Source organism: Phyllobacterium brassicacearum (assembly GCF_003010955.1).
Classification (GTDB): Bacteria; Pseudomonadota; Alphaproteobacteria; order Rhizobiales; family Rhizobiaceae; genus Phyllobacterium; species Phyllobacterium brassicacearum.
Window position 1 is genome coordinate 46,429 of record NZ_PGGO01000020.1, and the last position, 11,306, is coordinate 57,734.

At 58.7% G+C, this 11,306-nt stretch carries 13 protein-coding genes and 1 tRNA gene; 2 read left to right on the plus strand and 12 right to left on the minus strand.

Features of this window, described 5'->3' with window-relative positions; genetic code table 11:
• Nucleotides 1-3 precede the first annotated feature (3 nt).
• The 6 genes from CU102_RS21865 to rplU all read right to left on the minus strand — a co-directional run bounded on the left by CU102_RS21865 (nt 4) and on the right by rplU (nt 5,141).
• Nucleotides 4-1,287, minus strand: a complete 1,284-nt coding sequence (locus CU102_RS21865; protein ID WP_106713215.1) for a glutamate-5-semialdehyde dehydrogenase — start codon at nt 1,285-1,287, stop codon at nt 4-6.
• Between the two features lie 3 nt (nt 1,288-1,290).
• Complete coding sequence (gene proB / locus CU102_RS21870) at nt 1,291-2,478, minus strand: glutamate 5-kinase (protein ID WP_106713216.1); 1,188 nt, start codon at nt 2,476-2,478, stop codon at nt 1,291-1,293.
• A gap of 7 nt (nt 2,479-2,485) precedes the next feature.
• Complete coding sequence (gene obgE / locus CU102_RS21875) at nt 2,486-3,520, minus strand: GTPase ObgE (RefSeq protein WP_106713217.1); 1,035 nt, start codon at nt 3,518-3,520, stop codon at nt 2,486-2,488.
• Between the two features lie 94 nt (nt 3,521-3,614).
• Nucleotides 3,615-4,235, minus strand: coding sequence for a GNAT family N-acetyltransferase (locus tag CU102_RS21880; protein ID WP_106713218.1), 621 nt, complete (start codon nt 4,233-4,235; stop codon nt 3,615-3,617).
• 117 nt (nt 4,236-4,352) lie between these two features.
• Nucleotides 4,353-4,625 (minus strand): 50S ribosomal protein L27, encoded by a 273-nt coding sequence (gene rpmA, locus CU102_RS21885; protein WP_106713219.1) that lies wholly within the window; start codon nt 4,623-4,625, stop codon nt 4,353-4,355.
• Between the two features lie 24 nt (nt 4,626-4,649).
• Nucleotides 4,650-5,141 (minus strand): 50S ribosomal protein L21, encoded by a 492-nt coding sequence (gene rplU / locus CU102_RS21890; RefSeq protein WP_106713269.1) that lies wholly within the window; start codon nt 5,139-5,141, stop codon nt 4,650-4,652.
• Between the two features lie 354 nt (nt 5,142-5,495).
• Here rplU and CU102_RS21895 point away from each other — a divergent pair.
• Nucleotides 5,496-5,585 (plus strand) — tRNA-Ser (locus CU102_RS21895).
• Between the two features lie 42 nt (nt 5,586-5,627).
• Here the strand turns inward: CU102_RS21895 and CU102_RS21900 are convergent.
• Nucleotides 5,628-6,515 carry an alpha/beta hydrolase gene (locus CU102_RS21900; protein WP_106713270.1) on the minus strand — a complete coding sequence of 296 codons (888 nt, stop codon included), beginning with the start codon at nt 6,513-6,515 and terminating at the stop codon, nt 5,628-5,630.
• A 213-nt stretch (nt 6,516-6,728) separates the two neighbouring features.
• Between CU102_RS21900 and CU102_RS21905 the strand changes: the two genes are divergently transcribed.
• Complete coding sequence (locus CU102_RS21905) at nt 6,729-7,139, plus strand: GFA family protein (protein WP_106713220.1); 411 nt, start codon at nt 6,729-6,731, stop codon at nt 7,137-7,139.
• An 86-nt stretch (nt 7,140-7,225) separates the two neighbouring features.
• Here CU102_RS21905 and CU102_RS21910 read toward each other — a convergent pair whose 3' ends face one another.
• From CU102_RS21910 to hemP, 5 genes are read right to left on the minus strand one after another with little or no spacing between them, the layout of a single operon-like run.
• Nucleotides 7,226-8,017 carry a heme ABC transporter ATP-binding protein gene (locus tag CU102_RS21910; RefSeq protein ID WP_106713271.1) on the minus strand — a complete coding sequence of 264 codons (792 nt, stop codon included), beginning with the start codon at nt 8,015-8,017 and terminating at the stop codon, nt 7,226-7,228.
• 2 nt (nt 8,018-8,019) lie between these two features.
• Nucleotides 8,020-9,123, minus strand: a complete 1,104-nt coding sequence (locus CU102_RS21915) for a FecCD family ABC transporter permease (RefSeq protein WP_208113868.1) — start codon at nt 9,121-9,123, stop codon at nt 8,020-8,022.
• Nucleotides 9,124-9,137: 14 nt separating this feature from the next.
• On the minus strand, nt 9,138-10,019 hold the full coding sequence (locus CU102_RS21920; protein WP_425351588.1) for a heme/hemin ABC transporter substrate-binding protein: 882 nt from the start codon (nt 10,017-10,019) through the stop codon (nt 9,138-9,140).
• A gap of 12 nt (nt 10,020-10,031) precedes the next feature.
• Entirely contained in the window at nt 10,032-11,090 is a 1,059-nt protein-coding gene (locus CU102_RS21925; RefSeq protein WP_106713223.1) for a hemin-degrading factor, read from the minus strand.
• A 21-nt stretch (nt 11,091-11,111) separates the two neighbouring features.
• Nucleotides 11,112-11,267 (minus strand): hemin uptake protein HemP, encoded by a 156-nt coding sequence (hemP, locus tag CU102_RS21930; RefSeq protein WP_245425472.1) that lies wholly within the window; start codon nt 11,265-11,267, stop codon nt 11,112-11,114.
• Nucleotides 11,268-11,306: the final 39 nt, after the last annotated feature.

Consider the following 11,306-nt stretch of genomic DNA (forward strand, 5'->3'; position numbering starts at 1 on the left):
ATGTCACGGGCGAGTCTGACCGTTGCCGCGAACGCGGTATTTGAAGGACGTCAACTGCTCGACACCGACGGGGCCCCGAGCATGCATTTTTCCGGTAGCAATACCGATTTCCGCGCCCATGCCGAACTCACCGCCATCAGCGAACTGCGTTGAGGCATTGTGCAAGAGAATTGCCGAGTCGATCTCATTGAAGAACCGCTCAACCACCAGCACATCTTCGGCGATGACTGCCTCCGTGTGGTGGGAGGAATATTGGTTGATGTGTTGGATCGCACCATCGACACCGTTGACCAGCTTCACTGAGATGATCGCATCCAGGTATTCGGTAGACCAATCCTCGTCAGTGGCGGGCTTGGCACCCGCAAAAAGCTCCACAACCCCCTCATCACCGCGAATTTCGCAGCCCGCGGCGCGGAGGTCTTCAAGGAGTGGCACCAGATGCGATGGTGCGATCAGTCGATCGACCAGAAGCGTTTCGGCGGAGCCACACACGCCCGTACGGCGCATCTTTGCGTTTACCGCAATCTTACGCGCCATGGCCAAGTCAGCCGAAGCATCGATGTAAAGGTGGCAGAGGCCCTCCAGATGCGCAAAGACCGGCACGCGGGCTTCCGATTGGACCCGCGCCACCAGACTTTTGCCGCCGCGGGGAATGATCACATCCAGATTGCCATCAAGGCCCTTGAGCATTTCGCCGACTGCTGCACGATCAGTGGTCGGGACCAGCTGGATCGCATCTTTGGGCAGGCCCGCGGCTTCAAGCCCGTCCAGCAGGGCTTCATGAATGGCTTTGGATGAATGAGCGGAATCCGAACCACCCCGTAGGATAACCGCATTGCCGGACTTGAGGCAGAGCGCAGCCGCATCGGCGGTCACGTTCGGACGGCTCTCATAGATGACGCCAATAACACCAAGGGGCGTGCGCACGCGTTCGATATGCAAACCATTTGGACGATCCCACTCGGCAATGATCTCGCCGACAGGGTCTCCGAGGCCGGCGATCGTCCGGATGCTCTCCGAAATGCTGGCAATTCGCTGCTCATCGAGCTTTAATCGATCGAGCAGGGAGGCTGCCATGCCCGTCTTCTCGCCGTTGGCCATATCTTGTTCATTGGCCCGCAAGATCTCGGCCTTCCGCTGATCGACCGCGTCGGCCATGGCAAGCAGCGCGGCTGCTTTCTTGTTCGGAGAAGCGATCGACAACGGCTGTGAAGCGGCACGTGCCTTTCGGCCAACATCTGCCATAAGATCAGCAATGGGCTGTTCTGCGTCGACTCGTCCCAACATCGCTCACTCCTTGGCGGTGGTATCGCGCCTTGCACGTACCACCAGATCATCGCGATGGATCATCGCGGAACGGGCATCATAACCGAGAATTTCTGCAATCTCATTGGTCTTGCGCCCGGCAATCTTTACGGCATCCGACGCGTCATACGCAATAAGGCCACGCGCCGCCTCGCGTTTATCGGGACCGAAGACAGCAACGGTATCGCCGCGCATGAATTGCCCCGCCACTTCGCGCACACCAGCCGCAAGCAGCGACTTGCCAGACTTCAGCGCGACCAACGCGCCCTCATCGATCACGAGCCGCCCCGATGGTTCAAGATTGCCGGAGATCCAAGTCTTCCAGGCATTGACCGGTGTCGGGCTGGCCTTGAACAGGGTCGACCGCTCACCCTTGTCGATCGCTGCCAGCGGATTAAGGCGAGTACCTGAGGCAATGATCATGGCTGTCCCCGCGGCATTGGCGATCTTGCCTGCATCAAGCTTGGTCTTCATGCCCCCGCGCGAATACTCCGACGCCGCCGCTCCCGCCATGGCCTCAATATCGGGCGTGATTGCTTCGACGACAGGCAGAAATTTCCCATCGGGATTCTGGTGTGGCGGAGCGGTATAGAGCCCATCGATATCGGACAACAGGATCAGGAGATCAGCGCTCATCATGGTGGCTACGCGCGCCGCGAGGCGATCATTGTCGCCGTAGCGAATCTCGGTCGTAGCAACAGTGTCGTTCTCGTTGATCACGGGCACGGCTTTCAGCCGCAGCAGAGTGCCAATCGTCGCGCGCGCATTGAGGTAGCGACGGCGCTCTTCCGTGTCAGAAAGAGTCAACAGGATCTGACCGGCACGCAATTTGTGATGGCTGAGAACCTCCGCATAAGCCTTGGCGAGTTCGATCTGACCGGCCGCAGCCGCGGCCTGGCTCTCCTCAAGGCGCAAGGACCCCTTTGGCAAACCGAGGACGGTCCGGCCGAGCGCAATTGCACCCGACGACACGATCATCACTTCGACACCATTTGCGCATAGAGCCGCAATGTCGTCGCCGAGGCTTTCCAGCCAGTCTCGCTTCAGGCCGCTGGTTCGATCCACCAGCAATGCCGATCCAATTTTCACGACGATCCGCCGATAGCTGTATAGCTTTGGACGCCTGGACGCGGCCTCGTCATTCTGATGGAGCTGTGCGGCTTTCACGGTCATGGTATCTCTAATACTTGAAGCGTGTATCGACCTCGACAGGCGCTTCGGACTCACGGGATTGCAGGATGATTGCGGAAAGGGCACGCAAAACCTGCTCGACCCCCTCCCGGCTCACGGCAGACAGGAGCATCGGTTCGCGTCCGGCCGCTTTTTTGAGTGCAGCTAGCTTCTTCTTGCGCGATGCTGCGTCCAACGTATCGATCTGGCTCAAGGCCACGATCTCCAGCTTGTCTGCTAGTCCGTGGCCATAGGCTTCGAGCTCGGCCCGTACGGTTTTGTATGCCTCGGCGACATTCTCTTCCTGGGCCGATACCAGGTGCAGGAGCACGCGGGTCCGCTCGACATGTCCAAGGAAGCGGTCACCTATGCCGACACCCTCATGCGCTCCTTCGATGAGACCTGGAATATCGGCAATCACAAACTCACGTGCGTCGACACGTGCAACACCAAGGTTCGGGTGCAGCGTTGTGAAGGGATAGTCAGCGATCTTCGGTTTCGCGGCTGTCACGCTGGCAAGAAAAGTCGATTTACCGGCATTGGGCTTGCCGAGAAGCCCCGCATCGGCGATCAGCTTCAATCGCAGCCAGAGATTACGTTCTTCCCCCTCGAGACCGGGATTGGCACGGCGCGGTGCCTGATTTGTGGATGTCTTGAAATGCAAATTCCCGAAACCGCCATTGCCACCCTTGGCAAGACGATAGCGCTGGCCGACCACAGTGAAATCACAGATCAGCGTTTCATTGTCTTCCTCAAAAATCTGCGTGCCGACAGGCACTTTGAGCACGACATCCGCTCCTTTGCCGCCAGTCATGTTGCGGCCCATGCCATGCATGCCGGTCTTGGCCCGGAAATGCTGCTGGTAACGATAGTCGATCAGCGTATTGAGGCCATCGACGGCCTCTGCCCACGCATCGCCACCACGCCCGCCATCTCCGCCATCGGGTCCACCGAACTCCAGAAACTTTTCACGGCGGAATGATACCGAACCGGCACCACCGTCGCCGGAGCGGATATAGACTTTCGCCTGATCGAGAAATTTCATGGAAGTTCAGTCCTTATTGATGTTTCGAGGCATTACAGGAAAATCCCCGAGAAGAAAACTGGCCGCTCAATTACTTGAAGCGGCCAGTCCATTTCTATGACGTCCAGCTGCGAAGGCCGATCCAGGTACGACGGTCGAGCATGTAGCGCTCGACCGGCACGTTGCCTGCCGCCAGCGAATCCATCATGCCGGTGTTGGCATACTGGAAGCCGCTTTTGTAGATTACCCGGCGCGATGCAATGTTCGAGACGCGGCAGGAAGCATGAAGCTTCTCCACCTGTGTCGCCCGGAACACCAGATCGACAAGCGCGTGCGCAGCTTCAGTCGCATAACCCTTGCCCCAATAGGGCTCGCCCAGCCAGTAACCTATCTCCAACTCATCCTTGTGCGAGGGCGCATGCTCGTCCTTGTTGCGCCGGTAATTGATACCGCAACAACCAATGAACGTGCCCGATTGCGCCAACGTGATGGCGTAGACGCATTTGCCGATCTCGCCCGCGTTGGCGCGGCGCACGAAATCCACCGCATGTTCCTTCGTATAGGGGTGCGGCATGCGGGAAAGCATTTCTGCCACGTGAAGGTTATCGGCGAGACGGGCAATTGCATCCACATCCTCGTTACGTGGCGCCCGCAAGACAAGGCGTTCCGTAACGAGAACCGGACAGTCTATCAGATCCAGCCGTTCTTCATCGTCTTCGAGTATTTCAGCAACCATTTGTCGTTCCTCCAGACACGAAAAGGGAGATGGGTGGTTATCCCATCTCCCCTTTGATCTTTTGGCGGTTGCCATTCACCGGGTCCGATGGGACGCCGGTGCTTCAAGCAGGACCGGCTATTCTGCTGCTTCGGCGATCGGGTTGACGATCGACACGTAGCTACGGCCGTTGGCTTTGGTACGGAAGGAAACGACACCTGCTTCAAGTGCGAACAGGGTATGATCCTTGCCCAGGCCAACGTTGACGCCGGGATGCCATTTGGTGCCGCGTTGACGAACGAGGATGTTGCCGGCGAGAACCTTCTCGCCACCGAACTTCTTCACGCCAAGGCGCTTCGATTCTGAATCACGACCGTTGCGTGACGAACCACCAGCTTTTTTATGTGCCATCGGATTGCTCCTCTAAACTTGTTCTTATTCGCCCTTAGCGGGCTTCTCAGCCTTGGCGGCAGCCTTCTTTGGCGCAGCTTTGGCCTTTGGTGCAGCTTTCGTCTCGCCAGAATCTGCAACCGCGTCAGCAGCGGCGGCTTCTGCCTTCGGAGCAGCTTCCTTCTTGGCCGGCTTTTCAGCGGCCTTCTTGGAAGGCTTTGCGCCATCGGTCAGGATTTCCGAGATACGGATCGTCGTCAATTCCTGACGATGACCGCGCGTACGCTTGGAATTCTGGCGGCGACGCTTCTTGAAGGCGATGACCTTGCGTGCACGGCCCTGCTCGACGACTTCGGCTGTAACCAGAGCACCACCGACAACAGGAGCACCGATCGTTGCGTCGGCTCCGACGCCAACCATCAGAACTTCAGCAAATTCAACGATATCACCGGCGTTGCCGGCAACTTTCTCGACCTTCAACAGGTCATTGGCGGCAACGCGATACTGCTTACCACCGGTCTTGATGACTGCGAACATTTTTTCCCTTTCGGCGTTCGGTTCGGTTTCGTGCCAATTTCTCGGCAATAACCGTCTTTTTGTCAGTCGTGACAGATTGATCGAAAGGCGCTTTGACCCGTAAGAATGAAGGCACCCGAATTCAAAAACAAACGGCGCGGAGAATCCCCCACGCCAGTCGTTGGGCGCTTATAGGATCAGCTTTGTCACGGAGTCAAGAAATTTAACGCAAAATTGCTCTTGTATCGAACCGCTTTGCCCGCTATCTAGCGCGTCGCACGCTCAAGCCAAGCCCTTCGGGGCATCGCGGCACCGGCAGGGTCTAACTGTCCCACCGACATATCCGGGATCGATCTTTACAAAGATCCCTTACGCGGAGAGGTGGCTGAGTGGTTGAAAGCACCGCACTCGAAATGCGGCATGGGGGCAACTCCATCGGGGGTTCAAATCCCTCCCTCTCCGCCATCATTCCAAACCAATTCCTGAAGTTAGTTTGGCTCCTGCCCTTCAAGTCGCCAAGTGTTCGTTGATGAACGCGCCGGCCGAGGCGATCGCCATTCGTCCCGAGGTCAGCCGTGCCGCCCACAGAGGCCACGCGTGGATCATGTGTGGCCAGATCTCCAGACTTGTTGCCACGTCGACCGCCCCAAGCCGGCGGGCGATACGCACTGCATCGTCGAGCAGCGTCTCGGCTGAGCCAACCTGGATCAGGATCGGCGGGAGCCCCGGAAGATCGGCATGGAGCGGCGACGCGAGTGGCTCGCGAGCGCTGGTTCCGGCGAGATAAGCGCCGGCGAGCTCTTCAAGATAGTCGCGGTGAATCAGCGGATCGACAGTGTCTTTCTCATCCATACTCGCACCGGTCATTTCGAGATCGACCCATGGCGATACCAACCAAGCGCAACCAGGCAACGGTTTGCCTGCATCACGCAAACGTATCATGGTCGCAAGCGTCAACCCGCCGCCAGCACTGTCGCCGCCGATCGCAATTGATGCGGCGGGCACTTTTTGAGCGAGCAGGAACTCGAACGCGGCAAGTCCATCGTCGAGCGCCGCCGGAAACGGGTTCTCGGGGGCTAGCCGGTAACCGAGTGCAAATGTGCGGACGCGCGCAGCGCGACCTGTCTCGGCGACCATCCTGCGATGACTTTGGATCGATCCGGAGCAGTAACCACCGCCGTGGAAAAACAGCAGCGTCTTGGTGGGGTCGCTTCCCGGGGCCAGCGACCACTCTGCCTCGCATGTGCCGATGATTTGACGCTCGAAGTAGATGTCAGGCGCAACCGGATCCGCGGATGCCACGAGATCGAGACGCTGGCGCCGCTCGGTGAGGCTCGTGGGTCGCGGACTGGATTGCAGCAGGGCCCTGACGGAATCGATCTCGTTTTCGTACATTGTCGCTACCCCTGGGTCCCGCGTTTGACGATGATCCAGAACGATCGCCTTCACCGTGATCTTCTGGAAAAACAGTGGAAAGAATAGCACGGACCGCCAGATTTGAACTGCCCTGCGGCGAAGGACTGGGCTCGGGTCGGAGCACCCCGGGGGCTGGAGAAATTACCACTAAGGCGATACGCTCTGGTCATTGGCTTTTTCGAGGACGCTAACATGAGAGTTGATGGTGCATGCCATTGTGGAAGGGTCAGATTCTGGTGTGATGCTGATCCGGGACAGGTGGGCATTTGTCATTGTACCGACTGTCAAACGCTGACGGGCACTGCCTTTCGCGTAACGGTTCCGGTAGAGGCAAACAACTTTCATATGCTTTCGGGCGTGCCGAAGGTCTATATCAAAACGGCGGACAGCGGCTCACGCAGGAGACAAGTTTTTTGTTCGGATTGCGGTTCGCCCATTTACGCCACTTCGGACAGCGAAAACCCATTCGTCTATGGCGTGAGGGTCGGTACGCTACGACAACGTAGGGCATTGCCACCAACACACGCAGTTTGGCAGAAATCGGCACTCCCCTGGGTTCCCGCTTTCGCCGATATAGAAATCTACGAGGAAGAAGACGAATAAGGCCGGGCCAAATGGCGAGAGGCACGACGAGGCGTCGCTTGAGCATTCGCCGTAGAGGGGAGCGCGCTAGGCGCAAACGCAACCAATCAGATTGCAACCGATTGTGGCAGGACAAAAGGGACGTGCTCGGCGGGCAGTGCCCCCACCTTCAGTGCGCAGTCGTAGACTCGCAATATGCGCTCATCAGTCAACACCTCCGACGGCGTGCCTACGCAATCGGTGTGGCCGCGATGCATGACCACGACACGGTCGGCATACATCGACGTCAAGTTGAGGTCATGCAGAATGGCAATGACGCCGCCGCCGCGGTCCGCAAAGCTGCGGGCCGTCTGCATGATGATCAGCTGGTGCTTGATATCGAGGCTGGAGACCGGCTCATCAAGGAAGAGAAAGCGTGGCTCGCCGTCGAGAACAGGTTGCCAGACCTGACACAGTACGCGGGCAAGCTGCACCCGCTGCTGTTCGCCACCGGAGAGCTCCTGGTAGAAGCGGCCGCCAAACCCGGCAAGATCGACCATTTGCAGTGCCTCGTCCGGCAGCATTTCCACTTCTCGCCGCGTCGCACCGGAGCGGCCGCTCGTCAGCCCGAGCTTGACGATTTCGCGGACGGTGAACGGAAAGGACAGCGATGTTGATTGCGGCAGGATCGCCCGCATCGCAGCCATCTCCCACAATCTCAGCTTGCCCATGGACCGGCCGTTGATGGCTATCTTGCCGGTGAAGGGAAGATCGCCGGACAAGGCCCGCATCAGGGTCGTCTTGCCGGAGCCATTCGGTCCGACGATAATCGTGACCTCACCGGCCCGCGCTGTGAAGCTGGCATTATCGATGATCTGCGTCTTGCCGAGATGGACGGAAACGTCGGTAACTTCGATCATTGTCATAGATCCAGGATTCCACGCCGCCGCAGCAATATCCAAAGGAAGAACGGTGCGCCGACGGCTGCTGTGACAATACCAATGGGCAATTCCGAGGGGGCAACGATGGTACGGCTGACCGCATCGGCCAACAATAACAGGCTTGCGCCGAGCAGAGCGGCGGCTGGCAGGAGGTAGCGGTGGTCTGGCCCGATCACGAGGCGCAGGAGATGTGGGACGACCACGCCGACAAAACCGATGCCACCGCTCACAGCAACCGATGCGCCGGTGGCCGCGGCAACCACAACGATAGCGATGCGCTTGAAACGCTGCACCGGGATACCGAGGTGGCTCGCCGCCGCCTCGCCCAGCGCGAGTCCGTTGAGGCCGCGCGCGAGAAACGGCGAAACCAGCAGCGCCAGAACGATGAACGGACCAGCGGCGGCAATCTTCACCCAGTTTGCGCCGGCAAGCGAGCCCAGCCCCCAGAAAGTGAGGTCACGCAATTGCCGGTCGTCCGCAATATAGACCAAGACACCCATATAGGCCCCCGCCATGGCACCAAGGGCGATGCCGGCAAGCAGCATGGTCGCGATGGAAGTCTGTCCGCGCCGCGTAGCGACGCGGTAAAGAATGAGCGTGAAGGCGAGCGCGCCGAAGAAAGCGGCAAGCGGCAAGGCGTAATAGCCAAACAGGGCGATGAGCGGTGCGAGTGCCGTGCCGCCTAAAACGATCATGCTGACTGCACCGAGGCCGGCGCCGGCCGAGACGCCGACTATGCCCGGATCAGCAAGCGGGTTGCGGAACAGCCCCTGCATGACCGCACCCGAGACGGCAAGCGATGCACCGATCAGCATGCCCAAAATGACACGCGGTAGGCGGATATCGTAGATGATGATGCGATCACGAAGAGGCAAAGCACCACTGTTGCCATCCGCGGGCGAAAGCAAGGCACTGATGACGGAGACGATCGATGCGTCGGAAGCACCTGCGGCGAGGCTGAACATAATCGTTGCCAGCAGGACAGAACAAAGCGCAGCGATCACACCTTTCGCGAGAAAGGAGCGGTCGCCCTCCGCACGTGCCCTTCCGCCGCCGCTCTTGGATCGAAAGGCGGCGGATTTCATCACAACGGACTCGCTCATTGGCTCAATTCGTTGCCGTAGAACGCCTTTGCCAGATCGTGCGCGGCCTGTGCCGTGCGTGGACCGAAGCCAAGCAAATATTGTCCACCCATGCGCACGATATTCTTGGCCTCACCGGCGGGGGTCGCTGCGATTGCCTTGTTGGCGAGTAGGTCGGCATTGGCCGCGGAATGATCGCCGCCACGGTCCATGACGAGGATAACATCTGGCTTTGCCGTGATAATCGACTCATCGGTCAGCGGCTTGTAGCCCTGGAACTCGGTGATAGCATTCTCAGCGCCTGCAAGTTCGATGATGCCGTTCGCCGCCGTCTTGGTTCCCGATGCCAGTATCTTGCCGCCGTGGGCGCTCAATATGAAGAGAACGCGCTTGCGCGCCTTGATATTGCTGGTTTCGGCCTGAGCGGCCGCAAGATCCAGTTCGACCCTTTGTGCAAGTTTTTCTGCCTTGTCGTCGGCTCCGAGTGACTTGCCGACGATCCGGATCTTCTCGGTGACGCTGGCGGCCGTGTAATTTTCCGGCACGAAGACGAAGGGAACACTTGCCTTCTTGAGGACTTCGATCGTTTCCTTCGGGCCGCTCCCCTCGACGGCGATGATTGCTGTTGGGTTGATCGACAGGACACCTTCCGGTGACAGCGCACGCATATAGCCGACATCGGGCAGCTTGTTCGCCGCATCCGGATAGGTGCTGGTGGAGTCACGGCCAACGAGCCGCCCCTCCTCGCCGAGGGCGTAGACGATCTCGGTGACGGAATCGCCGATCGAAACCACGCGGCTCGCATCAGGTACGCGTCCAGTTATCTCTTCTGCGAAAGCGACACCCGGTAGTGCCAGCATACCAAGGATGCCGACTATGACTGGTAATCTGATTGTCATTCTGCGATTCCCTCAGGCTGCGGCGCACATCAGGCGCGGCAGGCCCTCGATAAGCCGGCGCCAGTCGCTGCGCTCACCCGAACCTTCATGCCGCTTGCCGAAGAACTGGATGATCATCTCGCCTTCTGCGCCATAGGCCTCGAGCGAGGTGACATGGCCATCCTTTGTCGGCTTGCGCACCGCCCAAACCTCGGCGATGCGATCGGTGCGCAGGTGCATGTGGAACGTCTCGTCGAGGATATTGATCCAGGCGCCCATCGGCGTGACGTTCTGGACCGGACCCGAATGAATCTGGATGCAACCGCGATTGCCGACAAAGCACATGATTGGAATCTGTTCCTGTGCCGAATGGTGCAGCATGGCGGTCAAAGCACTGGTATCGAGCTGCCAGGCATAATCCTCGCCAATCACCTGCACCGCCTGATGGCGTGTCATCTTCAGCGAGCGAAGAATGCCGAAGAATTCGTGCACGTCCTTCATCTGGCTCCAGCGGTCGCGCAAGCTTGAAGTGTCGAGTTCTTCGATCTCAAGGATCTTCTCTTCCGGCTTCGGCAGTGATGTCAGTTCGATCGTCTGGGATTGATCGTCCAGACGCAGCTTTGCAACAAGCACATTATAGGGGTCGAGACTGGATGCCGGACGCAAATGGATCTTGTGGATTGCCTCGCCGGCGGCATCGAAGAATTGCAGGCTGCGGCGGACTGTTTCGCCCTCCGCCTTTTCTACAGCAAAGCCGTGGGCCCAGGCGCTCGGGAACAGCCGCATGTCGATCTGCTCGCCGAGCAGCAGCGAGGCATGCTTGCCGACAATGGGCTTGTCATAGACGCCAATCTTCTCATGCACGGCGCTTTCATTGCGGGTGAGCGCCATGACTTCGCCGAGCGATTGGATTTCGGTGAGAAACGTCTCGATGCGCGGGCTGATGCGAATAACATTGATCCCGCACCAGGCGGCAACCAGATCAGCTTCGGAAATTTGCAATTGCTGCGCAAAGTCACGCTCACGCATTTTCGGATTGCCGGCCCTCGCCTGCCGGATTGCCTCTGGTGTGGGTTTTACAGTCTCGGTCATTCTCGTGCCCATTGCTTTTCTTTACTTGTTCAGGATCAGCTTGCCCTGGCGGGTGATTTTTAGCCGGTAAAGCGATCCGGCATGTTCAATGCCAACTTCATTGGAGCCGTCGAACAAAATGTCGCTGCCAAAAACGCGAATGTCCTGTTTCACGGGTTTGCTTAAGTCGGATCGCATCGGCGTAACGTTCGGTAGACGAACCTGCAGATCGATGAT

Bases quoted from the DNA above. Each gene is read 5' to 3' on its own strand.
- CU102_RS21865 (WP_106713215.1), bottom strand. From the start codon at position 1,287: ATGTTGGGACGAGTCGACGCAGAACAGCCCATTGCTGATCTTATGGCA.
- proB (WP_106713216.1), bottom strand. From the start codon at position 2,478: ATGACCGTGAAAGCCGCACAGCTCCATCAGAATGACGAGGCCGCGTCC.
- obgE (WP_106713217.1), bottom strand. From the start codon at position 3,520: ATGAAATTTCTCGATCAGGCGAAAGTCTATATCCGCTCCGGCGACGGT.
- CU102_RS21880 (WP_106713218.1), bottom strand. From the start codon at position 4,235: ATGGTTGCTGAAATACTCGAAGACGATGAAGAACGGCTGGATCTGATA.
- rpmA (WP_106713219.1), bottom strand. From the start codon at position 4,625: ATGGCACATAAAAAAGCTGGTGGTTCGTCACGCAACGGTCGTGATTCA.
- rplU (WP_106713269.1), bottom strand. From the start codon at position 5,141: ATGTTCGCAGTCATCAAGACCGGTGGTAAGCAGTATCGCGTTGCCGCC.
- CU102_RS21900 (WP_106713270.1), bottom strand. From the start codon at position 6,515: ATGTACGAAAACGAGATCGATTCCGTCAGGGCCCTGCTGCAATCCAGT.
- CU102_RS21905 (WP_106713220.1), top strand. From the start codon at position 6,729: ATGAGAGTTGATGGTGCATGCCATTGTGGAAGGGTCAGATTCTGGTGT.
- CU102_RS21910 (WP_106713271.1), bottom strand. From the start codon at position 8,017: ATGATCGAAGTTACCGACGTTTCCGTCCATCTCGGCAAGACGCAGATC.
- CU102_RS21915 (WP_208113868.1), bottom strand. From the start codon at position 9,123: ATGAAATCCGCCGCCTTTCGATCCAAGAGCGGCGGCGGAAGGGCACGT.
- CU102_RS21920 (WP_425351588.1), bottom strand. From the start codon at position 10,019: ATGACAATCAGATTACCAGTCATAGTCGGCATCCTTGGTATGCTGGCA.
- CU102_RS21925 (WP_106713223.1), bottom strand. From the start codon at position 11,090: ATGACCGAGACTGTAAAACCCACACCAGAGGCAATCCGGCAGGCGAGG.
- hemP (WP_245425472.1), bottom strand. From the start codon at position 11,267: ATGCGATCCGACTTAAGCAAACCCGTGAAACAGGACATTCGCGTTTTT.